Source organism: Paenibacillus lutrae (genome assembly GCF_009757775.1).
GTDB lineage: Bacteria > Bacillota > Bacilli > Paenibacillales > NBRC-103111 > Paenibacillus_F > Paenibacillus_F lutrae.
Genome location: NZ_RHLK01000003.1, coordinates 191,343 through 217,981 on the forward strand (window position 1 = coordinate 191,343; position 26,639 = coordinate 217,981).

Annotated in this window: 22 protein-coding genes and 1 other annotated feature; of the genes, 5 read left to right on the top strand and 17 right to left on the bottom strand. The window is 48.7% G+C overall.

From position 1 onward, the window contains the following. Positions 1–195 precede the first annotated feature (195 nt). Positions 196–1,239 (top strand): calcium/proton exchanger, encoded by a 1,044-nt coding sequence (gene cax, locus EDM21_RS06890; protein ID WP_157334149.1) that lies wholly within the window; start codon positions 196–198, stop codon positions 1,237–1,239. 35 nt (positions 1,240–1,274) lie between these two features. Here cax and EDM21_RS06895 read toward each other — a convergent pair whose 3' ends face one another. From EDM21_RS06895 to EDM21_RS06915, 5 genes are all read right to left on the bottom strand, one after another. Further along, entirely contained in the window at positions 1,275–1,559 is a 285-nt protein-coding gene (locus tag EDM21_RS06895) for an Fpa/YlaN family protein (protein WP_068774534.1), read from the bottom strand. A 152-nt stretch (positions 1,560–1,711) separates the two neighbouring features. Continuing rightward, a complete protein-coding gene (locus EDM21_RS06900) occupies positions 1,712–1,954 on the bottom strand; it encodes an HPr family phosphocarrier protein (protein ID WP_157334151.1) in 243 nt (80 codons plus the stop codon). 106 nt (positions 1,955–2,060) lie between these two features. After that, positions 2,061–3,176, bottom strand: coding sequence for an aminopeptidase (locus EDM21_RS06905; RefSeq protein ID WP_157334153.1), 1,116 nt, complete (start codon positions 3,174–3,176; stop codon positions 2,061–2,063). A gap of 27 nt (positions 3,177–3,203) precedes the next feature. Further along, the gene (locus EDM21_RS06910) at positions 3,204–3,932 is read right to left on the bottom strand and encodes a TVP38/TMEM64 family protein (protein WP_157334155.1); all 729 of its coding nucleotides are present in this window, start codon (positions 3,930–3,932) and stop codon (positions 3,204–3,206) included. Positions 3,933–4,037: 105 nt separating this feature from the next. Continuing rightward, entirely contained in the window at positions 4,038–6,053 is a 2,016-nt protein-coding gene (locus EDM21_RS06915) for a sensor domain-containing diguanylate cyclase (RefSeq protein WP_157334157.1), read from the bottom strand. 322 nt (positions 6,054–6,375) lie between these two features. Between EDM21_RS06915 and rpsD the strand changes: the two genes are divergently transcribed. After that, positions 6,376–6,981, top strand: coding sequence for a 30S ribosomal protein S4 (gene rpsD / locus EDM21_RS06920; protein WP_068774529.1), 606 nt, complete (start codon positions 6,376–6,378; stop codon positions 6,979–6,981). Positions 6,982–7,044: 63 nt separating this feature from the next. Here rpsD and tyrS read toward each other — a convergent pair whose 3' ends face one another. Continuing rightward, entirely contained in the window at positions 7,045–8,316 is a 1,272-nt protein-coding gene (tyrS, locus tag EDM21_RS06925; protein WP_157334159.1) for a tyrosine--tRNA ligase, read from the bottom strand. Between the two features lie 79 nt (positions 8,317–8,395). Further along, positions 8,396–8,717: a binding site (T-box leader), on the bottom strand. A 140-nt stretch (positions 8,718–8,857) separates the two neighbouring features. Between tyrS and EDM21_RS06930 the strand changes: the two genes are divergently transcribed. Then, positions 8,858–11,968: a transglycosylase domain-containing protein gene (locus EDM21_RS06930; protein WP_157334161.1), complete on the top strand. Its 3,111-nt coding sequence runs from the start codon at positions 8,858–8,860 to the stop codon at positions 11,966–11,968. Between the two features lie 198 nt (positions 11,969–12,166). Here the strand turns inward: EDM21_RS06930 and acsA are convergent, their stop codons facing one another. Continuing rightward, positions 12,167–13,891, bottom strand: a complete 1,725-nt coding sequence (gene acsA, locus EDM21_RS06935) for an acetate--CoA ligase (RefSeq protein WP_157334162.1) — start codon at positions 13,889–13,891, stop codon at positions 12,167–12,169. Between the two features lie 202 nt (positions 13,892–14,093). On the opposite strand from acsA, the gene EDM21_RS06940 reads away from it, so the two are divergent. Both EDM21_RS06940 and EDM21_RS06945 read left to right on the top strand, forming a co-directional pair. Then, a complete protein-coding gene (locus EDM21_RS06940) occupies positions 14,094–14,732 on the top strand; it encodes a GNAT family N-acetyltransferase (protein WP_157334163.1) in 639 nt (212 codons plus the stop codon). A 35-nt stretch (positions 14,733–14,767) separates the two neighbouring features. Continuing rightward, entirely contained in the window at positions 14,768–15,946 is a 1,179-nt protein-coding gene (locus tag EDM21_RS06945) for an acetoin utilization protein AcuC (RefSeq protein ID WP_157334164.1), read from the top strand. A gap of 111 nt (positions 15,947–16,057) precedes the next feature. Here EDM21_RS06945 and EDM21_RS06950 read toward each other — a convergent pair whose 3' ends face one another. The 10 genes from EDM21_RS06950 to aroA all read right to left on the bottom strand — a co-directional run bounded on the left by EDM21_RS06950 (position 16,058) and on the right by aroA (position 26,532). Further along, entirely contained in the window at positions 16,058–16,756 is a 699-nt protein-coding gene (locus tag EDM21_RS06950) for a 5'-methylthioadenosine/adenosylhomocysteine nucleosidase (RefSeq protein ID WP_157334165.1), read from the bottom strand. Positions 16,757–16,793: 37 nt separating this feature from the next. After that, the gene (ccpA, locus tag EDM21_RS06955; protein ID WP_166541875.1) at positions 16,794–17,798 is read right to left on the bottom strand and encodes a catabolite control protein A; all 1,005 of its coding nucleotides are present in this window, start codon (positions 17,796–17,798) and stop codon (positions 16,794–16,796) included. A 283-nt stretch (positions 17,799–18,081) separates the two neighbouring features. Continuing rightward, positions 18,082–18,435, bottom strand: coding sequence for a hypothetical protein (locus tag EDM21_RS06960; RefSeq protein ID WP_338043945.1), 354 nt, complete (start codon positions 18,433–18,435; stop codon positions 18,082–18,084). 252 nt (positions 18,436–18,687) lie between these two features. Beyond that, the gene (locus EDM21_RS06965; protein WP_157334168.1) at positions 18,688–19,236 is read right to left on the bottom strand and encodes a type 1 glutamine amidotransferase domain-containing protein; all 549 of its coding nucleotides are present in this window, start codon (positions 19,234–19,236) and stop codon (positions 18,688–18,690) included. A 33-nt stretch (positions 19,237–19,269) separates the two neighbouring features. Next, positions 19,270–21,000, bottom strand: coding sequence for a phosphoenolpyruvate--protein phosphotransferase (ptsP, locus tag EDM21_RS06970; RefSeq protein WP_157334169.1), 1,731 nt, complete (start codon positions 20,998–21,000; stop codon positions 19,270–19,272). Then, complete coding sequence (locus tag EDM21_RS06975; RefSeq protein ID WP_157334171.1) at positions 20,993–22,885, bottom strand: glucose PTS transporter subunit IIA; 1,893 nt, start codon at positions 22,883–22,885, stop codon at positions 20,993–20,995. Before EDM21_RS06975 ends, ptsP begins: the two co-directional genes overlap by 8 nt. 115 nt (positions 22,886–23,000) lie before the next feature. Further along, positions 23,001–23,723: a hypothetical protein gene (locus EDM21_RS06980; protein ID WP_157334173.1), complete on the bottom strand. Its 723-nt coding sequence runs from the start codon at positions 23,721–23,723 to the stop codon at positions 23,001–23,003. A gap of 202 nt (positions 23,724–23,925) precedes the next feature. Then, complete coding sequence (locus EDM21_RS06985) at positions 23,926–24,351, bottom strand: CoA-binding protein (RefSeq protein WP_157334175.1); 426 nt, start codon at positions 24,349–24,351, stop codon at positions 23,926–23,928. Between the two features lie 53 nt (positions 24,352–24,404). Then, positions 24,405–25,220: a C39 family peptidase gene (locus tag EDM21_RS06990; RefSeq protein WP_235918084.1), complete on the bottom strand. Its 816-nt coding sequence runs from the start codon at positions 25,218–25,220 to the stop codon at positions 24,405–24,407. 13 nt (positions 25,221–25,233) lie between these two features. Further along, positions 25,234–26,532, bottom strand: coding sequence for a 3-phosphoshikimate 1-carboxyvinyltransferase (gene aroA / locus EDM21_RS06995; RefSeq protein ID WP_157334177.1), 1,299 nt, complete (start codon positions 26,530–26,532; stop codon positions 25,234–25,236). Between the last annotated feature and the right edge of the window lie 107 nt (positions 26,533–26,639).

A 26,639-nucleotide genomic window follows, 5' to 3' on the forward strand; every position in this document is an offset into this window, starting at 1 on the left:
TTCATCTATCATTACTCTTATTGTAAGTCTTGCCAAATGAGAAAGCAACCAAGGTTGTATTTGCTTCCAGCGAACATAAACTCTTTTTATAAGGAGGTTTTACAATCTGCTAAGTTGTGGGTATATTATTAGAGGCTATCTTACATAACCGTACGAAACAGCAATAATCAAAGATACATGGCGGAGGGATTAAAGTTGAGGAAAAACTTATTTAACATTGGTTTGATCGTGTCATTTGCATTAAGCGCAGTTGCGCACTACATGCATCTGGGCAATACGATCCAATTTACTATTTCGTGTATTGCGATCCTCTTCGTTGCGGGCTTCCTGGGCAAAGCAACGGAAAGTGTCGCCCACTATGCGGGAGATCGTATGGGCGGTTTCCTTAACGCCACATTCGGTAATGCGGCAGAATTAATTATTGCCTTTTTTCTCGTTAAAGACGGATTATTCGATGTGGTAAAAGCAAGCTTGACCGGTGCTATTATCGGTAATCTCCTGCTTGTAATGGGCATCAGCGCTTTGGCAGGCGGCTTGAAGTTTAAAGAGCAGACCTTTAATATCAAGCTGGCTTCCCATAACGCCTCCCTCATGTCCCTGGCCGTTATCGCTTTGTTCATTCCCGCTGTTTTTGCTCAAAGCCTAACGGTCAAAGAAACAACGGAAATGAGCTTGGTCGTTGCCGGCATACTGATAGTTGCCTACATTCTATGGCTGATCTTCTCCATGGTCACGCATAAAAAGGAGCTGTCCGATCAAGTCGTCGAGCACAGCGAGCCCGCATGGTCCAAAAAGACTTCCATTCTCTTTCTCATTCTGGCTACCGTTATGGTCGGCTTCACAAGTGAATGGCTCGTTGGAACGCTGGATGAGTTCACAGCCAAATTCGGTCTTTCCGAACTGTTTGTCGGCGCCTTCCTGATCGCCATAATCGGTAATGCGGCAGAACACAGCGCAGCCGTCATGATGGCGATGAAGAACAAGATGGGCGCAGCCGTTGAGATTGCTGTCGGCAGCTCCTTGCAGATTGCCTTATTCGTAGCGCCAGTGCTTGTATTTGCCAGCTTCTTCATGGGGCAAACCATGGATATTGTTTTCACCACTTACGAGATCGTAGCAATTGGAGTTGCTGTTCTAATCTCCAAATCGATTTCACAGGATGGCTCTTCCAACTGGTACGAGGGAGTTCTTCTGCTTGCTGTATATATCATACTGGGTGTCGTTTTCTTCCTCGTTTAATGCACACAAAAAAAAGTAACCCGCTGAAAAGTGGGTTACTTTTTATTTAAAGCTTCATACAGTTTAGCCAAGTTCTGCTCCAGCTTATGCAAAAGTTCTTTGCCTACACTAGCCGGAATCAGCCCTGCACGAATCGCAAAGTCTATCTCACGTGAATAGCCGTACATCTGTGTATCGAGCACTTCTTCGTACAAAGGGCACTGACGGGTTGTCAGGTTCTCCATTTGAATTTCAATCAGCTTCTCGATTTTATATGCATCTTCTTCAAGAAGATTAAGTGCCTTCTGGTTCAAGCTCACCAGCAAATCAGATGAAGACATACCTTTTCCCCCCTGTACATATTCCTACGCCTTAAGTCTAATATAGACGAAAACAAGCCAAGATACAAGAGATGCCCCACGGGACTTCTCCCTGCGATCCTATTGAAAAAGCGCCCCTGTCAGGGACGCTTCCGGTTCATTATTAGTAAACTTTATACAATCGCAATTTCTAATTGATGCTTGGCAAAAACTTCCGCCATGGCTTTCTTCGCTTCGTCTTCATCCGGTCCATGAACATGAAGTTCATACTGGCCCGAACTGAGCAGCGTAGTAAACAGGCCCAGGATACTCTTAACATCAATATACTTGTTATCATACTGAAGTACGATGGAAGAGCGGAACTGGTTCGCAGTTTGAGAGATTTCAACAATTGCAGTATTATTGGCACTTGGCATGAGGCATTCCTCCTATACGGTTCACAGACGTGTCCTTTACTCTTTCATGATACCTTGCAGCACCACTCCACGCAACAACTTTTTCCAAAATCAAAGCCCGATACCGTTATTTGAGATTTTCAGGATTAAGCTGCTCCAGTTCCTCAATAACGAAGCGGCCGTCTTTACGAATCAGTACATCGTCAAACCATACTTCGCCGCCCCCGTATTCAGGCCGCTGAATCAATACGAGATCCCAATGCAGCGAGGATCGGTTGCCGTTATCCGCCTCTTCATAAGCCTGTCCCGGAGTGAAATGCAGGCTGCCGTCGATTTTCTCGTCAAACAGCGTATCTTTCATCGGGTATTTGATGTAGGGGTTAAAACCGAGACTAAACTCCCCTACATACCGTGCGCCTTCGTCCATATCCAGAATTTCATTTATCCGCTCCGTATCGCTGCTGGTCGCTTCAATAATTTTACCGTCCTCAAAGCGGAATGAAATTTGATCAAATGTTACCCCGGACTGAACGGAAGGAGTGTTGAACGTGATCGTACCGTTGACAGAGTCACGCACTGGAGCTGTAAAACATTCCCCATCCGGAATATTGTTCTGGCCCGAACATTTAATAGCCGGGATCCCTTTGATCGAGAAAGTAAGATCGGTTCCGGGAGACACCAGCCGCACCTTATCCGTACGCTCCATAAGCGCTTTAAGCGGGTCCATGGCCTCATCCATTTTGCCATAATCCAGATTGCAGACATCGAAGTAAAAATCTTCAAATGCATCCGTACTCATTTCGGCAAGCTGTGCCATCGAAGCATTCGGATACCGGAGAACAACCCAGCGCGTATGCTTGATGCGCTGTTCCAAATGAACCGGCTTCAGATAGTGCAGATTGTACAGCTTCATTTGCTGCTCCGGAACATCCGCCCACTCATTGACATTCTCTCCGGCTCTGACCGCAATGTAACCGTCCATTCTTTTCATCTGTGCCAAATCTTCTTCTGCCCATTCCTTTATTTGTTGTTCAGTCGCTGATTTCAGAATGGTTCCCATCACACGACGGTCAATGAGCTTGACGTAGGGCTTCCCTCCCCGTGCATACACCTCTTCAACCAGACTGCGGACAAGCTCTTTTTCAGTCCCGTACATTTCAATAAGGATATTCTCGCCAGGTTGAACGTTTACGGAATATTGGACCAGATTGGCTGCTAGTTCTTGAATTCTTGGATCTCTCATCTTTCAAATTCCTCCTTATGTAATCGGTTAACCGGATTGACGTGAGCGCGGCGGCACCTTTTTCGTATGTTTGCGTGAATCCAGACGTTTTTTGAACAGGCTGCCCAGTAGAATCAGCAGTGCAAAAATTGCGACCAGAATCATCAATCTTCCTTTATAATCTTGAAAATGGAATAAATCATGCGCAATTAAGGACTCCAAATAAATAATCGGCAGTTTACCAATCACCGTGCCCAGAATAAAATGGCGCAGTGTGATACGAGTCACCCCGGCCCCGTAATTGATAGCCGAAGAAGGGATTACGGGAATTAACCTTCCGAGCAGAATATATAAAAACCCCTGGGTTTCTAACTTGCGGTTAAACTGCTGAATGGTTGGTTTGGAGCTCAATTTCTTCTCTACCCAAGCATGCACAAAATACCGAGCGGCAATAAACCCGACCAGACTGGCAACAACAGACATGACATAGTTGACAACAAAGCCCCACTTCATTCCGAAAAGCGCCACGTTTGCGCCTGCAACAAGCACAAATGGCACGAATGGAAAAAGCGTTTGCAGAAAAACAAGAAAAACGCCAATCGTTTTCCCGAATAGACCGAGGGACTCAAGCCAGGGTGCGAGCTGCTGCATACGAATACTTCCGAAGTTCCAGACATCTTTTTTGTAGAAAAAGAAATAAACGATCGCAATTAAGATTAAGAGAAGGGTCAAAACGTACATGAGTCGTTTGCTGCGCATAAGTTTAATCCCTTTCAACGTTCCAGCCTCCTCACCTTTTTATTGTAACACTTTCTAAGAGGATGTGAAACGCGCGTTCTTCCCGTCTACTTTCCCCTGCTTCAATAAGAAAAAACCGTTCCATCACGAGGTGAGGGAACGGCTTTGGTCCATAACAATTTGATTTCGTCCGTCATGCTTAGCCTGATACAAAGCCATATCCGCTTTATAGAACAGAGACTCTACGCTAATTTTGTCATCTTCCCAGAACCAGTCGGACACTCCGCAGGAAACGGTCACTCTGGGATCGGTTTCATTCATCACCCGCTCGCGTATCCGCTCAGCCACCCGCAGCGCCTGCTGCTTGCCGACCCTCGGCAAATAGATCGCCAGCTCTTCGCCGCCCCAGCGGGCCGCAATATCCGTTTCCCGGATGCTCGTCGCAAGAATATCACTAACCTGCATGAGAATCCGGTCACCGACCTGGTGCCCGTATGTGTCGTTAACCTGCTTGAAGTAATCAATATCAACCACGATCAGGGAACCGCAGAAATCTTTTTTCTGCATCTCTTGAACCTGCGTATTCAAATAATGGCGTGCGTACAGGCCTGTCAGCTGATCCATAATGACCAGCCGCTGCAGTTCCGCATGAAGAGCCGCATTGGTAATAGCCAGTCCGATATGGCTGCACAAGGCTTGCAGCAGCTTAAAATTATCATAAGAGAAATAATGCGGATCCCGATGAACAACGAGGATAACTCCCAGCACCTCACCTCCGCCTAACACCGGAGCCGCCATCATGGAACGTGAGTTGGAGAGTTCCATCAATTTAGACGGCTTATAGTCGTTCTGCTGATAGTCGGAGACAATAACCGCTTCTTTGCTCTCGTATACAAGACCGGTGAAACCGGTTCCCATCGACAGATGCTCATGATACATCGGAGGGAAGTTACTGGCTTTGACGATCAGTCTCTGCCTTTCATCATCCGTCTGCATAATGGAACAATAATCGGCTTTAAATATATCCGTGAGCTCGCGGCAGGCAAAATCAAAAATTTCATGCAGACTCAAGCTCTGCGTCAATTTCTGGGTCATCTCGTTGATAAGGCGAAGCTCGTCCACCAGCAGATTGGAGTGCTCGTACAATTTGGCGTTCTCAAACGCATTGCCCGCGGCATCAGCCAAAAGCGTTATAAAAGAAATTTCCGCCGGATCGAACGTATCCCGGGAATAGGTCAGGTGCAGCACACCGTATACCCCCTGCTTACCGGATAGCGGAGCCGCGATTTCGCGGCGTCTGATCCCCTCGGGAAGCGTATCCTCCTGGACAAACACCCGCCCTTCCATGAAAGCTTTGGCGCATATATCATTCTCCGCCTGCTGAAACCGAAGCAGCTTAACCGGAAGGGAGCCGCTGTGGTAATCCTGTGAGAGGAGCAGATCCAGATTGACGAAAGGGTACAATTCTTGAATGCAGTCGATTACAACGGACAAGACGGCGTTTACATCAATTTGAGAATGAAGCTTATTCGTCGTCTGAAAAAGAATCTCCCATTTACGCAGCTCCCGCTCATTGCGGTAAACCTGTCGCGTAAGATTATGGGAAGTCACATCCGTCTGACTGTGCATACTTAATTGCTGAACCGCTAATATCCAGGAGTCCAGCAGCGTCTCCAGAAGCCCCCAGGCTTGTCCGGTCTTGACAACCAGGCCAAGTGAACCGATATAAAAACCCGAACTATCGTACAGTGGAGCCGCGCAAGTAACATAATCCTTTAGAGCTGCGCAGTCATGTTCATCACCACTTACGGTAACAATGACACGTTGACGCTTGCATTCAGAGAAAGCGGACTTGCCCACGGAATCCTCCATCCAGTTCAATGCATCCTGGTGAAGCGGGTGTAAAAATCCGTCCGAACAAAAATATGTGATAGATTGGCCCGAATGATCGACTAGTTCTAAGGAACCAATCAAAGAACGAAGAGACCAAGTCGAATGACCTATCCAATTATAGAAGAGATTGTAGAGTTCATTCCTTAAAGAAAGCTCACATTCCTGCTTAACGATATGTAGAACATACGGGTCGGGGCCTGATTCTTCAAGCCTTTTGCCCTTTTTAGTCCGACGGTCCGGCATAGGGTGGTGAAGTTTGTCGCTCATAGACAACTCCTTTTCCACTTCCCGATAAATAAGAAGTATACCCCTAATGATACTAAATTTTTAGTAGTTATGCACTATGTTTTCCAAGAGATTATAAGAGTTCTTTCACTTGACATTCTTCTTCTATTTGCATAAAATAAGAAGTCGAGTACAAAAGGTTATCGGGAGATTTTCGTGTCTCACCCTCTATAATTCCACTGCTGACAAGCCTGCGGCTGAACAGCTTGTCAGATGGATACATGTTTAATCGTATCCGTCAGTGAAATTAGCACGGGATCTGCCTATCTATTTAAACTAACATTTGAAGAGGGGTACATCCAATATGTCACGTTATACTGGTCCTAAATTTAAACTAAGCCGTCGTCTCGGCATTTCCCTGAGCGGCAGCGGCAAAGAACTGAAGCGTCCGTTTCCTCCAGGCCAACATGGTCCGGGACAACGCAAGAAGCTCAGCAACTACGGTATGCAGCTTCAAGAAAAGCAAAAGCTTCGTCACATGTACGGTGTAAGCGAGAAGCAATTCCGCAACCTGTACAGTGCAGCTGCTAAGCAAAAAGGTATCACAGGTGAAACGTTCATGCAGCTTCTTGAAAGCCGTCTGGACAACCTGGTTTACCGTCTTGGCTTCTCCAACTCCCGTGCAGGCGCACGTCAACTGGTTGCTCACGGTCACGTTACCGTTAACGGCAAAAAGCTTGACATCGCTTCTTACACGGTAAAAACCGGCGACGTAATCGGTCTTCGCGAGAAGAGCCGTGGTTTGTCCGTAATCAAAGAAGCTTTGGCTAACCGCAACTACCTGCCGACTTACGTTGAATTCAACGAAGCAGCTGTAGAAGGTAAGTATGTTCGTCTTCCTGAGCGTTCCGAGCTTCCACAAGAAATCGACGAGAAGCAAATTGTCGAGTTCTACAACCGTCTTTCCTAGTCGATCGTTATCAATCGACAACTCAGAAACCCCCGATCCTCGGATCGGGGGTTTCTTCTATCTCTATGCTAATTTAATTTTGGCGAACTTCCGCTTGCCAACCTGGAGAATGTCACCCTCTTTGATTGCAACGGATGCATTCGGGTCGGCTATCTTCTCTTCGTTCAGGCGTACGCCCCCTTGCTGGATACTTCTCTTCGCTTCTCCATTGGTAGCTTGGAGTCCCAGCGACACCAGAAGTTTCACTAAACGAATCGAACCGTCTTCAAGTTCAGCAGCAGAAAGTTCAATCTCCTCGATATCGTCAGGAAGCGCACGCTGCTGGAATACCGTAACGAAATGCCGCTCTGCTTCTTGAGCCGCCTCATCCCCGTGGTACATCCGGACGAAAGTTGCCGCCAGTCTCATTTTGGCATCGCGCGGATGAACCGTTCCGTCTTGAATACCTTGACGCAGAGCAGCAAGCTCATCGTTCGTAAGATCTGTTGCCAGCTCGTAATATTTGAGCATCAACTCATCCGGGATCGACATGGATTTTCCGTAAATCTGGTTCGCTTCTTCATCAATTCCGATGTAATTGCCCAGGCTCTTGCTCATTTTGTTAACGCCGTCCAGTCCTTCGAGCAGCGGCATCATAATAGCTACCTGCGTAGCCACCCCGTATTCCTTCTGAAGGGTACGTCCCATTAGAAGATTGAACTTTTGGTCGGTGCCGCCAAGCTCCACATCGCACTTAAGCGCAACGGAATCATACCCCTGCATGAGCGGATAGAAAAACTCGTGTACATGAATAGGCTGGCCTGACGTGTACCGTTTGGAGAAATCATCCCGCTCAAGTACCCGGGCTACCGTCAGCTTCGCAGCAAGCTCTACAACATCCGTGAATGTAAGCGGGCTCAGCCATTCCGAGTTGTAGCAAACCGTTGTTTTATCCGGATCAAGAATTTTAAAAATTTGTTTTTTGTATGTTTCCGCATTACGCTTAACATCTTCTTCTGTCAATGGCTTGCGGGTCTCTGATTTGCCTGTCGGGTCACCGATCCTTCCAGTGAAATCGCCGATAAGAAGCTGTACCTCATGACCGAATTCCTGGAATTGGCGCAGCTTGTGCAGCACAACCGTATGCCCGACATGAATGTCCGGCGCCGACGGGTCCAGACCGAGTTTAACTTTAAGCGGTCTGTTGTCTATTATAGCTTCCGCAATTTTGAGCTTCAGGTCTTCCTCCGGCACGATTTCCACCGCACCCCGTCGCAGAACTTCAAGCTGGCGGGTTACTTCCTCCTGCTGCTCGGGCGTCAGTTGTGCCCATACGTCTGTTTTCGTCACAGTCATCAGATCCTCTCTTCATCTTGTTTGCTTGCCTGTTACCCTTTCTTTCCATAAAAAATGCACAAAAAAAGCCTTCTATCCACAAAGGGACGAGAAGGCTCTGAACTCGCGGTACCACCCTAATTAAAGCACTCTCGTGGTATGCCCAGAAGAGTGACTTTCACTCATTACGGATAACGGGAATGATCCCGGGAGAAAGCTACTGTAAACCCCGCTCCAGCCCTGTCCATACGAATGGAATATAGGCTAAGCGCACTCAAGGCCATAAGGCCTGCGGGCTTACGTGTTCCCTTTCCCTGCTCCAGACGGTAATTCGCTAATGGAGGCCGGCACCGATTCACACCATCCATCGGCTCTCTGCTGCCTGTTCCTGCCCTGCTACTCAAGTCTTTCAAAGCATTTATAAAATATTGTGTTCACTCTTTATATCATACAAGATACAAACATGTCAAACGCCTCCAAGCAGGCCCCTTGTACAGCGGTATTCAAGATTTTGCCTTTGTGCTATAATTGAAGCGGTTATAAAAGGAGGAATCCTGGAAATATGGCAAAAAAACTCTCTTTCTTACAAAAACCGAGAGTCCGTAAAGCTCTGTCGATTACTTTCCATACGTTAAAATGGGCCTTCGTGGCGTTTCTTGCCGTAGGAATTATTGGAGGGGCCGCGGCCGTGGGCTATGTCGGCGCTCTTGTCAAAGACGAGCCTGTCCGGAACAAGGAAGATATGCGCCAGAAAATCGAAGAAAACGCCATCACGGGGTTCGTTTATTTCAATGACGATTCTGTAATCGGCCAGCTTCGTACGGAGGAAGACCGGCGGCTTGCCGAGCTGTCAGAAATCCCCCAGATTGTACTCGATGCCGTTCTAGCTATTGAAGACAACAACTTCTACCAGCATAACGGGGTGGATATCAAAGGCGTTACCCGTGCTGTTACACAAAAGCTTTTTAATGAAGAAGTACAAACTGGCGGCAGTACGATTACGCAGCAGCTTGCCCGGCGCGTATTTCTGACATTAGATCGGGACGCAGGACGCAAGGCAAAAGAACTCCTGCTGTCACTCAGAATGAACAGACTCATCTCCAAAGATGAAATTCTCCTGGCTTATTTGAATAAAATTCCGTACGGAAACGGTGCAACCGGGTATAACTTGTACGGAATTAAAGCAGCCGCAAAGGGGATTTTCGATCTGGATGATCTGAACAAATTGAATGCGGCCCAAGCGGCTTATCTCGCCGGTCTTCCGCAGCAGCCGAGCAACTACTCCGCTTTCACGAGTACAGGGGCTCCTAACGCAACGGGCTTCAAGAATGCAGTAACGCGGCAGAAGCTCGTACTCAAAAGGATGCTTGAGGAGAACAAGTTAACCGAGGGACAGTATACGGAAGCCCTTAATTTTGACATTGAATCCTCCTTGGCCAAACAGCAATTAAAAGCCTATGCGAGTTATCCGTATCTGATGATTGAAGCAGAGACTCAAGCTGCCAAAATTCTAATTAGCCAGCAGCAGCCTGATCTTGATCCGGGCAAGAATAATGCAGCATACAAAGAAGCGCTTAAAAATATGCGCGATCACTTACAGCGCGGCGGTTACCAGGTGTATACGAGCATAGATCAGACGATCTATGATTCTATGCAGAACATAGCCAAGAATCCTAAGAACTTCTCGCCTCACAATGCAACCAAGGGCGATGAACTAGTCGGAGCTGTTATGATGGACAGCAAAACCGGCGCTGTCCTGGGCATGATCGAAGGCCGTGATTACAGCAAGAACCAGAACAATCTGGCTATTGATGCTGTACGGCAGCCCGGTTCCACGATGAAGCCGCTCGCCGCCTACATTCCAGCTATGGAGAAAGGCAAGCTTCAGCCGGCCAGTATAATTGACGATGCCCCGATCATTCTGAAAGACGGCAGCAAGGGCTACCACATTCCTGAGAACTGGAATGATAAATATAATGGTCTGGTCACGGCTCGCAAAGCACTTAACCAGTCCTATAATATCCCGGCTATCAAGCTGTTCACGGAGACAGTAGGCGTCAAAGAAGCTCTCGACTTTTCCAAAAAACTGGGCATAACCACGATCGACAAAAAGGATTATAATTACACAACCGGTGCCATAGGGGGACTTGAGTACGGCGTAACTGTAAAAGATTTAACAAGTTCTTATGCTTCCATGTCTAACAAAGGACTTTTTAACGAAGCCTTTATGATCCGCAAAATTACGGACTCGACCGGCAAGGTTGTGTATGAGCATCAGGTTAAGCCTACACGCGTCTTTTCGGAAGAAACCGCCTATCTGATTACTGACATGATGAGAACCGTCATTACAGAAGGTACGGCGACAAGCATTAAGAAGAGTTTCAAGTTCTACGGCAAAATCCCGGTTGTCGGGAAAACCGGCTCAACACAAGACGATGGCGATGCCTGGTTCATGGGGTACACGCCCAATATTACGGTGGGCGTATGGGCCGGATACGATAAATCGATCCATAAGCTTAGTGATCCGGGTAAATTGCGGGCGATGAACATCTGGTCTCTTATTATGAATGCTGCTGTCGAGCAGAAGCCCGAGCTTTTTCCGGACAAATCCTTCACGAGACCAAATACCGTCGTGCAAGCGACCGTATCGGATGTATCCGGCAAACTGCCGAGCGAACTCAACCGGCAGTCCGGTCATCTGGTGACCGACTGGTTTAACCGCAAGTACATCCCTAAAGATGTTGACAATGCGATGAAATCGATGAGTACTATCGAATATAATGGAATCAACTACATCGCGCAGAATCAGACCCCAGGCGATATGGTTCAATCCAAGGTTGTGATTATGCGCGAGAAGTCCATCAATGCCATACTTAAAGAATTGTCCGGAATTCTTGCCAAACTTCCTGCAAAAAACCGCAAGTCACTGGATTTTTATAAGCCTAAAGATTATAAAGAGGATGCGCCTTCTGAAATCGATCCTCGCAAAGACGACGGAAATGCGCCAGCCTCACCTTCCAGTGTGGCCGTAACCAAATCGGGCGGATCTGCTGTTGTCACTTTCCAACCTAGCGGAAATAATGATGTGGTCGGCTACCGGCTGTATCGTTCCGATAACGGCGGCCCCTTCATCAGGCAATCCGGTAAAGTGGTCCTCACAGGCCAGGCTCTGAAATTCTCGGACAGCGTAAACCCGTCTTCCGCTCATGCTTACTACGTGACGGCTGTTGATGTCGCAGGCAAGGAGTCCGCCCCTGGCAGATCCAATGCCATTGATAGCGGTGGCCTCGACCCAGGGTTCATTCCTGATGGACAGAGTCCGGGCACAGGCGCCGGTTCAGGAACTAACGCATCGCCTCCCGGAGGGCCCGCTGAAGGATCAAATGATGACTCTGGCAAGAAGTCTCCGTCTGCGCCAACGGGTCTAACCGCGAAATGGAGCGGCTCTGGCTTAAAGCTCAAATGGGAAGCCAATCCCGGAAAGGATAAAGTAAAGCGGTACAACATTTACTACAGTGAGAAATCTACCGGAGATTACAAGCGTATGGATTCGGCTCTTGCGGCCGAATACGTACATGTCGCCGTTCAATACGACGGTTACTATAAAGTATCTGCGGTTAATGATTCCGGGGAATCCAAACTTTCCGCTGCCGTGAAATATACCACCCGTTAATGGCAGCTTCTTCATTAACCCGGTTATTCTAAACATAAATCCCCTCGGATCAGGAACATCAAATCCTGATCCGAGGGGATTTTCATGTCAATAGACCTGGGCCCCATGCTGGTCAAATATCATGAGATAAACCAAACAAAAACCCCGAAACGTTCTCGGGGTTTTGTTGTATTTTATAAAAAGGCCAAGGAATAATGATTAATCTTCGATCGTGGACAGATCACCTGTCGGCAAGTTCAGTTCCCATGCTTTTAATACACGGCGCATGATCTTACCGCTGCGTGTCTTAGGAAGCTTATCCTTGAACTCGATTTCGCGAGGGGCCGCATGGGCGGACAAACCTTCTTTAACAAACTTGGAAATTTCCGCTTTCAGCTCATCTGAAGGTTCAAAACCTTCGCGAAGAGCGATAAACGCTTTAATGATCTCACCGCGCATTGGATCAGGCTTACCGATAACACCGGCCTCAGCAACGGCAGGATGCTCAACCAGCTTGCTCTCCACCTCGAAAGGTCCTACACGCTCACCGGCCGTATTGATAACATCATCAATACGTCCTTGGAACCAGAAGTATCCGTCTTCATCCATGTAAGCGGAATCGCCGGAAACATACCAGCCGGTTAAACGGAAGTACTCTTCATATTTAGCGGGGTTATTCCAGATTTTGCGCATCATAGAAGGCCACGGTGTCTTTACGGCAAGATTACCCATCCGGTTCGGAGGAAGAACATTGCCGCTGTCATCGATAATGGCAGCTTCAACACCCGGAATCGGACGGCCCATGGAACCCGGCTTGATCGGCATGCCCGGATAGTTACAAATAACCTGGCCGCCAGTCTCCGTCATCCACCACGTATCATGGATACGCTGTCCGTATACTTTCATTCCCCAGCGTACTACCTCAGGGTTAAGCGGTTCGCCGACGCTGAGTACATGGCGGAGCGAGGACAAATCAAATTGATTCACCACATCATCTCCCGCGCCCATCAGCATGCGGAATGCTGTCGGCGCACTATACCAGACGGTTACGCCGTATTTCTGGATCGTATTATACCAATCCTGCGGGCTGAAACGTCCGCCGCGAATTACGTTGGTAGCACCGTTAAGCCATGGGCCGAAGATGCCGTAAGAAGTTCCGGTTACCCAGCCTGGGTCAGCTGTACACCAGTAGACATCATCTTCTTTAAGGTCAAGGACAATACGTCCCGTATAATATTGTTGGAGCATCGCATTATGGACATGGAATACGCCCTTCGGCTTACCCGTCGAGCCGGATGTGTAGTGCAGCAGCATACCATCTTCGCGGTCAACCCATTCGATGTCAAGTTCTTCGGATGCCTGTGCCATTTCCTTGTAGAAATCGACTTGGCGCTCCTGCAGTTCCAGATCTTCACCGACCAGAATGACATGCTTCAGATGCGGCAGGTCAGCCGTAGGGATCCGGTGGACAAGTGCAGGCGTTGTAATAATAGCGACGGCCTCACTATCCTGTAGACGGTCTTTGACCGCCATTTCCATAAAAGCTTCGAACAAAGGTCCGACAACGGCACCGACTTTGATCGAGCCTAGCAAGGACATGTACAGCTCAGGTGTACGCGGCATGAAAATAAAAATCCGGTCACCCTTGTTGACGCCTAACTTACGCAGTACATTACCGAATTGATTCGATTTCGCCTTCATTTGCGCAAACGTATAGGACTCATCTCTTGTTTGGTCGCTGTAATGCAAGGCTACTTTGTCTTTTCTGGAAGACTCCGCATGACGGTCAATAGCTTCATAGGCTATATTTACTTTTCCCGTATCGAACCAAGAGAAGCTGGATTCTACCTCTTCCCATCGGAAAGTTTCCCGAGCTTTCTCGTAATCTCCTAGGTTGGAATTCTGTGAAACTGCATCAATAACTTCACCTTTTAGCTGGCTCATTTCTCCTACCTCCCGACAATTGAAACGCTTTCAAACTCTTTTGAATGCTTTGTGCCTGACAGGAAAGACTTATTTTTCATAATGAATATTATAACACAGCAGGTTATGTTTGCCTATTCCTTTTCAAATAACCAATAAATGTGATATAAGAGAGTATAGAGAGATCCATGTTACTGACGCCGTTTGTAAGGAGACCCCTCTCATGGAGCATAAAAAAATTTATCATTCGCATTCTTTCGTTCCACCTGATATGAACGCTGAAATTACCGTAGAAGGTCCGGTCCTGCCGGATCATCTTCGCGGCCTTCATATGCATGATGACCTGGATGCTTTTCGTAAGCCGAAGGATCAGCATGAAGCACTAATTGAAATATCGGAACTGCCTGAAGGCCGCATTATTATCGCCCGCACCGGAGATTGTATTGTCGGCTATGTGACGTTCCACTATCCTGATGAGATCGAACGCTGGTCCCAGGGGAACATGAAGGATCTGATTGAACTGGGTGCTATTGAAGTAGCCAACAGCTACCGCGCGCTCGGTCTCGGCAAGAAAATGATCCGGTTAGCTTTTACGGACGAGCAGATGGAGAATGTCATTACGTTTACCACGGAGTATTACTGGCACTGGGATCTGGAAAGCAGCGGACTTAGTGTGTGGGATTACCGCAAAATGATGGAAAATTTAATGAAGTGTGTGGATATGGTGTGGTACGCCACCGACGATCCGGAAATTTGTTCGCACCCGGCCAACTGCCTGATGGTACGGATCGGAAGTAAGGTTCCCTTCGACTCTATCGAGCAGTTCGACCGCATTCGCTTTCAACAGCGGTTCATGTATTAGAACCATTTCCGGGGTTACGGGAGGAACAGCTCGCAATGAAGAACGAATCTGTTTTTGTTTATAACGAGCATGAGACAACCTATAAGTTCAACGATGAACATCCATTCAACCAGAAAAGACTCTTACTTACTGTTGACTTGCTCAGAAAAGCCGGAGCCCTTCAAGACTCCCAAATCATAACCCCCCGCTCCGCAACCGAGGAAGAGCTCGCGCGTGTTCATCAGCCTGAGTTTATCGAAGCTGTGAAAGCGCTTAGTGAGCCTTCTCCGGCCAGCCAATGGGTCGAAAGCGCTTCCCGGTACGGCCTGGATACCGAGGACACTCCGTATTTCGCTTTGATGCACGAGGTCACCTCTATGGTCGTGGGCGGCTCGATCACGGCAGCCGAGACGGTCATGTCTGGCGCCGCCAAGCGGGCGCTTCATCTCGGCGGGGGCCTCCATCACGCTCTGCAGAGCAAAGGAGCGGGCTTCTGCGTCTACAACGACGCTTCCGCTGCGATTGCACATATCACGGAGCATTACAACGCTCGCGTGCTTTATATCGACACCGATGTCCACCATGGCGACGGTGTGCAGTGGAGCTTCTACAGCGATCCGCGCGTGTGCACCTTCTCCATTCATGAGACGGGGAAATATTTGTTCCCCGGCACTGGAGATGTGACCGAACGCGGGGAAGGCGAAGCTTTCGGTACCTGCGTGAACGTCCCGGTAGAACCGTACACCGAGGATGATTCGTGGCTGGAGAGCTTCGAGCAGGTGCTGGAGCCCCTGATTGAGCGCTTCAAGCCGGACATCATCGTGTCTCAGCATGGCTGCGATGCCCACGCGCTCGATCCTCTCGCCCACGTACACTGCTCCATGCGGATCTACAAGGAGATGCCGAAGCTCATCCGGCAGTGGGCGGACCGCTGGTGTGAGGGGCGCTGGGTTGCTCTGGGAGGCGGCGGTTATGACATTTGGCGCGTTGTCCCCCGGGCCTGGAGCCTTCTCTGGCTCGTCATGTCCGATCATCCGCTGATCCAGCGGCTGGAGCAAGAACCTCTGCTCTCTCTACCCTCCGGCTGGTTGATAGAGAATCAGGCCGAAAGCCCTGTGGATCTTCCTGATACTTGGCTGGATCAGACCGATTCATGGGAACCCATCCCGCGTAGGGAAGTTATCGTCGAGAAGAATAAGAAAACCGTTGAAATCGCACTCCTTTATGTGAAGTAACTTAGGGTTTAATTCGTATAGACGGAGTGAAGAACATTAAGATTCCTCCGTTTACATAAAAACCGCTTGTATCCGTGGATACAAGCGGTTTTTATGTAAACAAATATTTAGTTAGATCGAACGCACCATATGCTCAATAATACGATGTGAGTTCTCTGAAGCTTGCTTAGTAAATTCAGCGAAATTCACATGAGCTGAACCGTCCGCTTTATCAGACATGGAACGAATAACAACAAAAGGAACCGAATTCATAGAACATACTTGGGCTACTGCCGCCCCTTCCATCTCCGTGCAGGACCCGCCCAGATCATGGAAAAGTTCGGCCACCAGTTCGCGCGATGCAACGAATTGATCGCCTGACAAAACAAGACCTTGTTTGGTGCGTCCGTCAAACAACTCTCTGCTCGCCGCGTCCGCAAGCTTAATCAACTCAGGATCCGCAGCAAACGTGGACACTTCCTCATAAGGAATAACTCCGCGAGGGAATCCTAGAGCTCTAACATCCATATCGTGCTGCATACATGCGGTAGAGATTACAATGTCGCCGATGTTAAGCTCCGGGTCCAGTGCTCCCGCCACACCTGTAAACAAAACGGCGTTTACTCCGAACTGGTCGATTAGAATCTGCGTGCAGACCGCTGCATTCACTTTACCGACACCAGATCTGCATACGACAACTTCTTTACCTTGAAAAAGCCCTTCCCGGTATGTAATGCCTGCTTTTTTCGTTTCTTTTACACCCGTCATAGCCTGAATAAGCAGTTCGATTTCCTCATTCATAGCTCCGATTAAACCGATCTTGTTGATCATCTCCGGCTCCTCTTCTTTCTGCTCAACAAAAAGCGGCTCAACGAGGAGCCACTGAGCTGCGCTTAATAATTTCGTGCGGAAGAACGACTTGAGTCATTTCCATCGCTTCTTTATTCATCAGTTTGGTCAATAGACGCATCGATACAGCCCCGATATCATACATAGGCTGTGCCACGGTCGTCAGCTGCGGCCGTACCATGGAAGCCATACGAATATTATCAATACTCATAACCGACATATCTTCCGGAACCCGCAGGCCTTCGTCCTGAATCTTGTGAATAGCACCGATTGCCATCTCATCCGTTGCCGAGAAAATAGCCGTTGGACGATTAGGGAGTTTCAAGAAATAATCCGTTGCATCGATCCCCGACTCGTAACGGTAATTGCCCAGACGGATATAGTCTTCATCCAGTTCAATGCCAGCCTCTTCCAAGGCTTTCTTGTAACCTTGATAACGGGAAAATCCGTTAGCCGGATCCTGAAGCGGGCCTGAAATCATCCCAATGCTGCGATGCCCATTCTGAATAAGCAATTGAACGGCATCAAAAGCTGCCCTTTCATGATCGATATCAACGGAAGGCATAATATTCTGATCGTCCGCTGTTCCGCAAAGAACAACAGGCACAGAGGAAGTCCGGAAAGCATTAATATGGTCCTCCGATACGACCCCGCCCATAAAGAGCAGCCCGTCCACCTGCTTCTCGAGCAGTGTGTTGATGACACGGATTTCTTTTTCCTTCTTCTTGTCGGCATTACTTAAGATGATGTTGTAGTGATACATATTGGCGATATCTTCGATTCCACGAGCCACTTCGGCAAAAATAGAGTTCGAAATATCCGGTATAACGACTCCGACAGTCGTTGTTTTCTTAGACGCAAGTCCCCTTGCAACCGCGTTAGGGCGATAACCCAGCCGTTCAATGGCTTCAAAGACTTTCTTCCTTGTTTGCGGCTTTACGTTCGGATTGTTATTGACGACACGCGAAACCGTTGCCATCGATACTCCTGCTTCTCTTGCTACGTCATAAATAGTAACAGTCACGGTCATTCTCTCCATTTATATTCGAATATTCGTCGTCCTTGCTATATTACTGATTATCATACGACATTATTTACCTTTTCGCAATTAAAACACGACCCTCTATATAGTAGCAAAAATAAAGGACGAAAGCCAACCTGCGCCGTTCACATTCTGCATGAAGCAGTCTGTTCGTCAGGTTGGCCCTACCGAAATCCCAGCAAGTGTGGAGATAACGCGACTATTGCGATCGTTTTTCTTTGTTTAAGCGAATAGACTAGAGTCAATCCGCCCCCTGCAGCTCTTGTTACGAGCCGCCAAACACTTCCTGCTTGGCTTCGTCCGTGAACATATGTTCACTAATTTGCACCAAACGATGCTGCAGATCCGCTCCCCACTGCTTATCTCCCAGAGAAGCAGCTAGCAGGAGCAGGTCAAGCAGCTCATTGACTCTCTCATCGAATGCCTGCTTAAGACCATAACCATCCTCAGATGAATGGGCTAAACGCACAATCAGGCAGGCGACTTCGGATACATCCTCAAAGCGGACAATCTGTTTGTCCGGTTCAGGTCCAAGTTGTCCGATAAGCTCGGTTACTTTGGGCTTAACACTGGCATATACGCCGCTCTTGCCGCATGATTCGCAAGAATATATGGGCACATTTTCAATCTCGACTTTTTGTTGAAAAACCACGGTTCTTAGACATAAGTGAACTGATTGTCCACAGAAGCAACGCTTTTTCAATACACTCACTCCTTTGGCAGCCCGATGTACGTTTGCTGTCTACGCAACTTGCTGTACACGTGTTATTTCTACCAAAGGGTGCGGATTTCCTGCTTGTTAACACAGGAAGGTATATCCATTTAAAAAAAGTCAAATGCGGCCAACTGCTTCCAGCAGAGTAAAGGAGATTTACCGGCCGTTCTTTTTGTCAGCCAGCACTTCTATGTAGGCTCTCATAAAAGCCGGCAGATCCGGCGGGCGGCGGCCCGAGACGATATTGCGGTCCACAACGGCCTCTTCATCCACCCAAATTGCACCTGCATTTTCAAGGTCATCCCGGATGCCGGGAGTGGATGTCATCGTGAAGCCGTTCACGATTTTGGCTGAAATGAGCACCCAGCCAGCATGACAAATTTGGGCAATGGGCTTAGCGGCCTCATGGATCTCGCGGGTTAAGCGCAGGACATCCTCATACCGGCGAATCTTATCCGGAGCCCAGCCCCCAGGCACATAAAGTCCGTCGTAGTCTGCAGCTTTAACTTCCCCATACGCATAATCCGACGTGATTGGCACTCCATACTTACCGGTGTATACCGTATCCCCCTTCGGTCCTGCAATGTCTACTTGAGCGCCTGCTTCCCTAAGCCGCAGAACCGGGTACCACATTTCCAAGTCTTCAAATTCATCATCTACAAAAGCCAAAATTCTTTGTCCGCTCAAAATTGGTTGATTGGTCATCTTTATTTCCTCCTTGGTTTGTTTCTGAATGATTTAAGAAGCGCTTGATTTTGAATTAGAGCTTTCCAGCACACCTATAATTTCCTCACTCGTGCCGCATTTCAATACTTCTTCAAGCATACGTTCACATTCCGCATGATTACTCGTAAGCAGACGATGCTTAATGGGAAGCAGCAGCTGCATCGACATGCTGAGCTCTTCGATTCCAAGCCCAAGCCATAACGGAAGAGCGCGGATATCTCCCGCGAATTCTCCGCATACCGCCACCGGTATGCCGGCTGACTTGGCCGCATCAATGGTGAGCTTAAGCAAACGGATAACCGCCGGATGATAGGGATCATACAAATGTGCGATGCTGTCATTCATCCGGTCTACAGCCAGGACGAATTGGATCAGATCATTGGTTCCGATTGAAAAGAAATTAACTTCCTTGGCCAGCACGTCCGCGATAAGCGCTGCGCCCGGCACTTCAATGGTCAGACCGACTTCTATATTCGGATTGAACGGTTGACCCCGCCGGCTTAAATCTTGTTTGGCCTGTGCCAGCAGTTCATTGGCCTGACGCAATTCATTGAGCGATGAGATCATCGGATACATAATCTTGACCTGACCAAAATGGGAAGCTCTTAGAATTGCACGCAGTTGTGTCTTAAACAGCTCATGCCGCTCAAGAGAGATACGGATTGCCCGGCAGCCCAGCGCCGGATTATCCTCTACCTGCATAGGCAGATAGTCCAGCTTCTTATCCCCGCCGATATCGAGCGTACGAATAATTAACGGCTTGCCTTCGAGCTTAACTGCCGCCTGCCGATAAACATCGTATTGCTCATTCTCATCCGGGAGAGAATCGCGGTCCATGTACAAAAATTCGGAGCGGAATAAACCTACACCTATCGCGCCGTTTTTAAGCGCCTGGTCAATCTCTTTAATAGAACCGATATTGGCAGCCAGCCGAACAGACTTACGATCCTCCGTCATAGACGGCACGTGGGCAATTTCCTGTAATCTTTCCTGATGAAGCAGCCAGTTGTTTTTACGGGACTCATACAGCTCAATCGTCTCATGATCCGGGTTCACGTAGACGACACCTTCTTCACCGTCCACAATCACCATATCCCCGTTCTGGATAGGACGGATAAGCTTGCCTTCCAAGCCGAGGACAAAAGGAATACCCATGGCCCTGCTCATGATAGAGGTATGAGAGGTTAAACCGCCCATCATCGTAACAATGCCCAGAATGCTTGCCGGATCCAGATGAACGAGCTGGGAGGGGGTCAGCTCCTTGGCGACCAGCACATAGGCATGATCAGCCGGAGGAGGCGTATCTTCCACTGTTCCGAGCAAATGCTTCAGCAGCCTGTTCCCCACATCCTTAATATCCATAGCCCGTTCCTTCATATAATCGTCATCCAGCACATCGAACATATCGACGAACTTATCTATAACTTCTTTAACCGCTACCTCTGCCGCTTTATATTGCCTGCTGATGATTCCCTGAATCTCATTCATGAAAACCGGATCTTCCAGAATGGCGAGATGAGCATCAAAAATATACGATTGCTCCTGGCCGAGCACTTCTCTAATCTCCTGCTTAATATGCTCCAGCTCGTCTTTGGATGACCGGACACCGTCATACAATCGTTCAAATTCAAAGGACAATTCCGTGGCATCCACCATTTTGTCAGGGAATTCCCAATCCCAGGCGGGGATGACGTAGGCAGGGCCCATTGCTATCCCCGATGATGCTCCCAAACCTTTAATCATTAGAAGCCCCTCCGCTCTGTTCCGGTTTTTTCAACACAACGGACATGACTGATGCCTGTCCTTTTTTAACGGACTTGTATGGAGCAAAGCTCCAAGATTTCACCCGGTCCGAATTCGTAATTACCATAGGAGTCGCAAGCGATTTCGCATGTTTTTTGACCTGACTTAAATTAAAACGGATAAGCAGCTGCCCGGCTTCGACTTCATCTCCCGGTTGAACCTGAGCCTGGAAAAAGCCTTCCGACAGACTCGACGTATCGATGCCGATATGCAGCAGAACTTCAAGTCCTTCCTCCGTTTGAATCCCCAGCGCGTGCATGGTCGGATAAATATGCATCACTTTACCGGATACCGGCGAGAGCAGTTCCCCCTTTTCAGGGATAAAGGCTACTCCGTTTCCTACAATTTTACCCGCAAAAATACGGTCCGGCACTTCATCAAGCGGTATCATGCGGCCTGCAACCGGTGAACTGAACAGCACCAGATGTATATCTTTGCGCAGCAGCTTCATAATTTCTTCACGAATGAGTTCTGAGAACGTACCGAACACGACCTGTACATTCCCGCCGCCCAGCCGGATAACTCCAGCTGCCCCCAGATGCTTGAGTGCGGTTATGTCCATCAGTCTGTCTGATTCAAGCGTAAGCCTCAGCCGGGTGATACAGGCTTCGATTTTTTTGATATTGCCCTTGCCCCCCAGCGCTTCCACGATCAGCGGAGCCCGATAGGGAATATCGCCCGCCCACTCTTCCAGAGAGGAACCTTCTTCCCTCCCGGGAGTCGGTATCCGGTAGCGTCTGATTGCATAACGGAAAAGCACATAGTAGATGAGGCCAAAAACAAGACCGATCGGAATCAGCATCCATCCATTTGTAGACAAGTGCTCGTTAATGACAAAATCGATAGCCCCGGCCGAATACGAGAAACCATGGCTAATGTTAAGGGCATAAGCGATCCACATGGCAAACCCAGACAATATCGCATGAATTACGAATAGAAACGGCGCCACGAACAAAAACGCAAACTCAATGGGTTCTGTCACTCCTGTCAGGAAGGAGGTAAGCGCAGCAGTCAGAAAGGTGATGCGTACACTCGGCTTAAGATCTTCACGAGCTTCGTGAATAATGGCAAAAGCAATAGCAGGCAGCGCAAACATCATAATCGGGTATAAACCGGCCATATAGGCCCCCGCTGCAGGATCTCCCGCGAAGAAACGGGGAAGATCACCATAGACCATTTCTCCACTCGGCTTCTCAAAGGCACCGAGCTGAAACCAGAAAAAATTGTTTAGAATGTAGTGCAGACCTGAGGGTACCAGCAGCCTGTGGGCAATTCCGTACAAAAACGTGCCAAAGCCACCCAGGCTGAGTACCCAGGCTGTTAATTGCTCCATCCCATTTTCCAGATGGGGACCGATTGTGATCATGAGGGAAGACAAAACGAGTGTAATCGCACCCATGATCAGCGGAACGATACGGGGCCCGCCAAAAAACTGAACCGATTCCGGGAGTTTGATATGCTTACAGCGGTTATACGCGACAGCAGACAAGAGCCCGATCAATATTCCACCCGCTACCCCAAGCTGAAAAGCTTCTCCGAGCTGGTGCTGGGTTAATTCTGTAAAAAGGAAATAGCTCATGAGTGCGGAAATACCGGCGATTCCGGCATTCTCAGTCAAACCCAGCGCAACTCCGACGGCAAACACCAGCGGGAGAAACTTAAAGATCGTATAGCCCGCGAGAAGTATCATTTCACCGAGAGAAGCTGCTCCTATACTTTCCCATGGCAGGATTCCCAAGCGGATAAGCACCGCGGCAACAGGGAGCGTGATCATCGGAAGCATCAATGAACGCCCGAACTGCTGCAAATTTCCCATCCAGTTCAAATTCGATCCAGCCTCCTCTCTCTTTCGATCCTAATGGCTCTTGGAGTTTTTGTCAAAAAAAATAAGCAGGTCCGAGGACCTGCTTATTGACCGTCTCTATTCAAGAGGTACTCTCTTAGAACGTGCCTGTTGTATAGGGCAGTCCGGAACCCTGGCGGCCGGAAGCGGCGTTATTGGAGTATCCGCCTGCGAATTGGCTTTGCGAAGGAGTCTGGGAATCCGACGTCAGGTAGCTGTCATGGGCCGGCTGGTCACCACGGTAGTTAGCTGTGTGGTAGGACTGTGGGGATACTTGCTGGGTGTAGCTTTGACCGCCGTAACCTTGAGAAGCAAAGTTCTGGGAAGCGTTATTCTGCGCACCGTACGATTGAGCGCCGTAAGAAGCTTGCGCATAGCCTTGCTGCGATGGAGTTTGGGAATCCGAACGCAGGTAGCTGTCATGGCCCGGTTGGTCGCCACGGTAGTTAGCCGTGTGGAACGATTGCGGCGAAGCAAACTGCTGCTGGCCATAGCTTTGACCTTGAGCGATGTAACCTTGATTTCCAAAGTTCTGGGAACCATATGACTGGTTCTGGCCGAAAGAAGCGTAGCTTTGCTGAGCCGGAGTTTGAGAATCCGAACGCAGGTAGCTGTCATGGCCCGGTTGGTCGCCGCGGTAATTAGCCGTGTGGAAAGACTGCGCCTGCGGGTTCTGGAAACTGTTATTGCTGTACTGGGAATTCTGGAATTGATTTTGGCCATATGAAGATTGAACATAACCCGTTGGCTGAAATTTGTTCTGGTTCTGGTACTGGGATTGGGAGCCGATTCCAGCTTGGTTCTGGTACTGATTGTACATGCGGAAGTTCCTCCTTCAGGGGAATGAAAAGTCTTCCAGACAAGCCTATCCTTGTTCTGGAGCCTCCCCTATTGTTTGCAGCTCCCGTGCAAATTATGATCTTCTTTTCAAAAAAAATCATTAAAAATGAACCCGCAGACCAAAGAAGAATCTCCGGTTACGGGCTCATGTATTTCGATTCGATTAAAAATTGAGTTGGATGTTACACGCCTCTAGGATTCAAGACGGCATCTTCCACCTTGATACAGCGATCCATAATAACTTCGAGACCGCCTTGTCTGCAGATCGACGCCGCTTCCTCGTTATATACTCCCTGCTGCAGCCAGAATACTTTGGCGCCTTTGCGAACGGCATCCTCCGCTATAGGAACCACAGTTTCGCTGCGACGGAATACGTTCACGAGATCGATTTCTTCCGGGATATCATCGAGGGAAGCATAACACTTCTCCCCAAGGATTCGGTCTGCATTCGGATTGACCGGAATAATCCGGTATCCTCTGGCCTGCATAGCGGCAGCAACCATGTGGGAGACTCTATCCGGATTATCGGAAAGACCGACTACAGCGATTGCCCCAGCGTTTGCCAGTATCTCTTTGATTCGTTCGCGCGAAGGATTCTCGAAAGTCATGACACACACTTCCCTTCCAAATGGTTGAGCTTTAGATTCAACACCATTGTGCCTTAGTCAGCTGAATAAGACAAGCCCTGCTTCCCCATCGCTTCCCATACACGGATGAACTGTTTCTTATCGATACGGAGATTCTTCGTCCCGTCCCACGGATCATTTACATACACGGCCGTTTCATCATAGCCGACCATTAATACCGCGTGCTCGGAAAAAGTGGTCCGGATCATACCGATCGAGGTGTTCCAATCCGTCCAATTCGTAGGCATCCCGAACCCGATTGTGGTCCAGACCACCACAGGACGGCCTTCCGATACATGCTGCTCGTAGCTATCGAATGATTTACCGGTCAGGTCAATCGCGGAGGGCACGTGCTGCTGAAGAAGCGGAAATAAACCTTTGTGATAAATGCCGAAACCTTTGGATTTACCCGTAGCATCCCCTACATACCCGATGTTGGGGTGACCCCATGATTGAATAGAGGAACCGTCCTTGGTCCATACAATCGGAGTGGTGTCTTTGGGCATTTGATCATACAACGTCATTTTATCGATTTGTATCCCTTTATATTGCAGCAGCATGGCCAAGGACGTCACTTCACAGCCCGAAGGGAGCTCGGGTTTCTGCGCTATAACGGGTGCGTCCAGCAAAACCTTGGATTTTCTTTCTTGAACCGCTGCGGCAATTGGCTGGGGCGGCTCCGGTACGGGCGGGGTCTCCTCCGGTTTCGCATCGATAGCCATTACCGTCTGAACATCTTGTCCTGTTATTTTGGCGTACAGCATTACGGACATGAAGCCCCCGGAAAATAACAGTCCGAGGATAACGAAAAAACCAAGTGTGACTTTCATGCCCTGCCAAATAATACGCATCTTACTCACCCATTCATTCGTTCGTTAATTCTATCTGCGCTCCGAGTGAAATCATATGATCGAAAAACTGAGGATACGATTTGGCTACATGGTGGGCATCACGGATGATGAGCCCTTGTTTGCTCCGCAAACCTGCTACAGACAGAGCCATAATGACACGATGGTCATAATGCGCGTTGATTTCAACTCCGCCCTCCAGCCCTTCCGGACGTCCATGCACAATAATTTCGCTTTGACGTTCTTCTACGTTCGCTCCGGCTTTACGGAGCTCGTTGAGGAAGTCTGTAATGCGGTCACATTCTTTATAACGCAAATTCTCTACGTTATAGAAGCGGGAAGTGCCTTCCGCGAAAACAGCGGCCGCTACCATCGCCAGTACCGCATCCGTGAAGTGATCACCATCAAACTCGCCTGCCTGCAGTTTACCTGTCCCCTGCACACGTACGATGCCATTCTCATGAGTCAGAGAGACTCCCATCGCGCGCAGGACGTCCACGCAAGCTTTCTCGCCTTGACGGCTATTCTCATCCAGACGATGCAGGGTTACATCTGACTCGGTAACGGCGGCGGCGGCAAGTATTGCCGCGGATCCCGGGTAATCTCCCTGCACGATATATTCCTTGGCTTCATAAGACTGGTTACCAGGAATACGGTAATGCATAAGGTCTTCGCTGGCTTCGATGCGAATACCTGCCTGTTCAAGTACCTCCAGCGTCTGTCCGACAATAACTTTGGATTTCAAATCATGAAGAACTTCAATTTCACTGTCCTCCTCAAGCAGAGGAGTCAGGAACAACAGAGAGCTGAGGAACTGGGAGCTGACATTCCCGGATACGGTAATGCGGCCTCCACGAGGTTGTCCCCCTTTAATAGTTATCGGCAGACGGCCTTCATTATGTTCGACTTTTACATTCATTTGTTCCAAAGCATGGATGAGATCCAAATGCGGACGCTTGCCGAGCGACTCGGGATATTTATTAATAAACGTTACTTCACTCTGGCAGAGAGCTGCCGTAGACATCAGGAAGCGCAGTACAGCCCCCGCGTTACCGACGTTAAGTTCTTCTATCGGCTGAGGCTTTTTGCCGAAACCCTTAATGACGATCTTATGCTCATCTTCTTCGAGAACGGCGCCAAGATCGCGTATACAGCGGCGCATGGCGTCACTGTCCTCGCTGTGGGCCGGGAACCGGACCGTGCTTGTCCCGTCAGCCAGAGCTGCGAGAAGCAGATACCGGGTGGTGTAATTTTTAGAAGAAAGGGCCTGAATTTCACCCTGAAGTTTAGGTGTAGCCGTTACGATCGCTTTCATAATATTCTCTCCTTTTATTCGATCTATCTATTTAAATTTAATATAACCGTATGTAGATAAGATGTAGGTTGGACGAGTATCTCCTCACTATTACGTGGAGCCAGTCA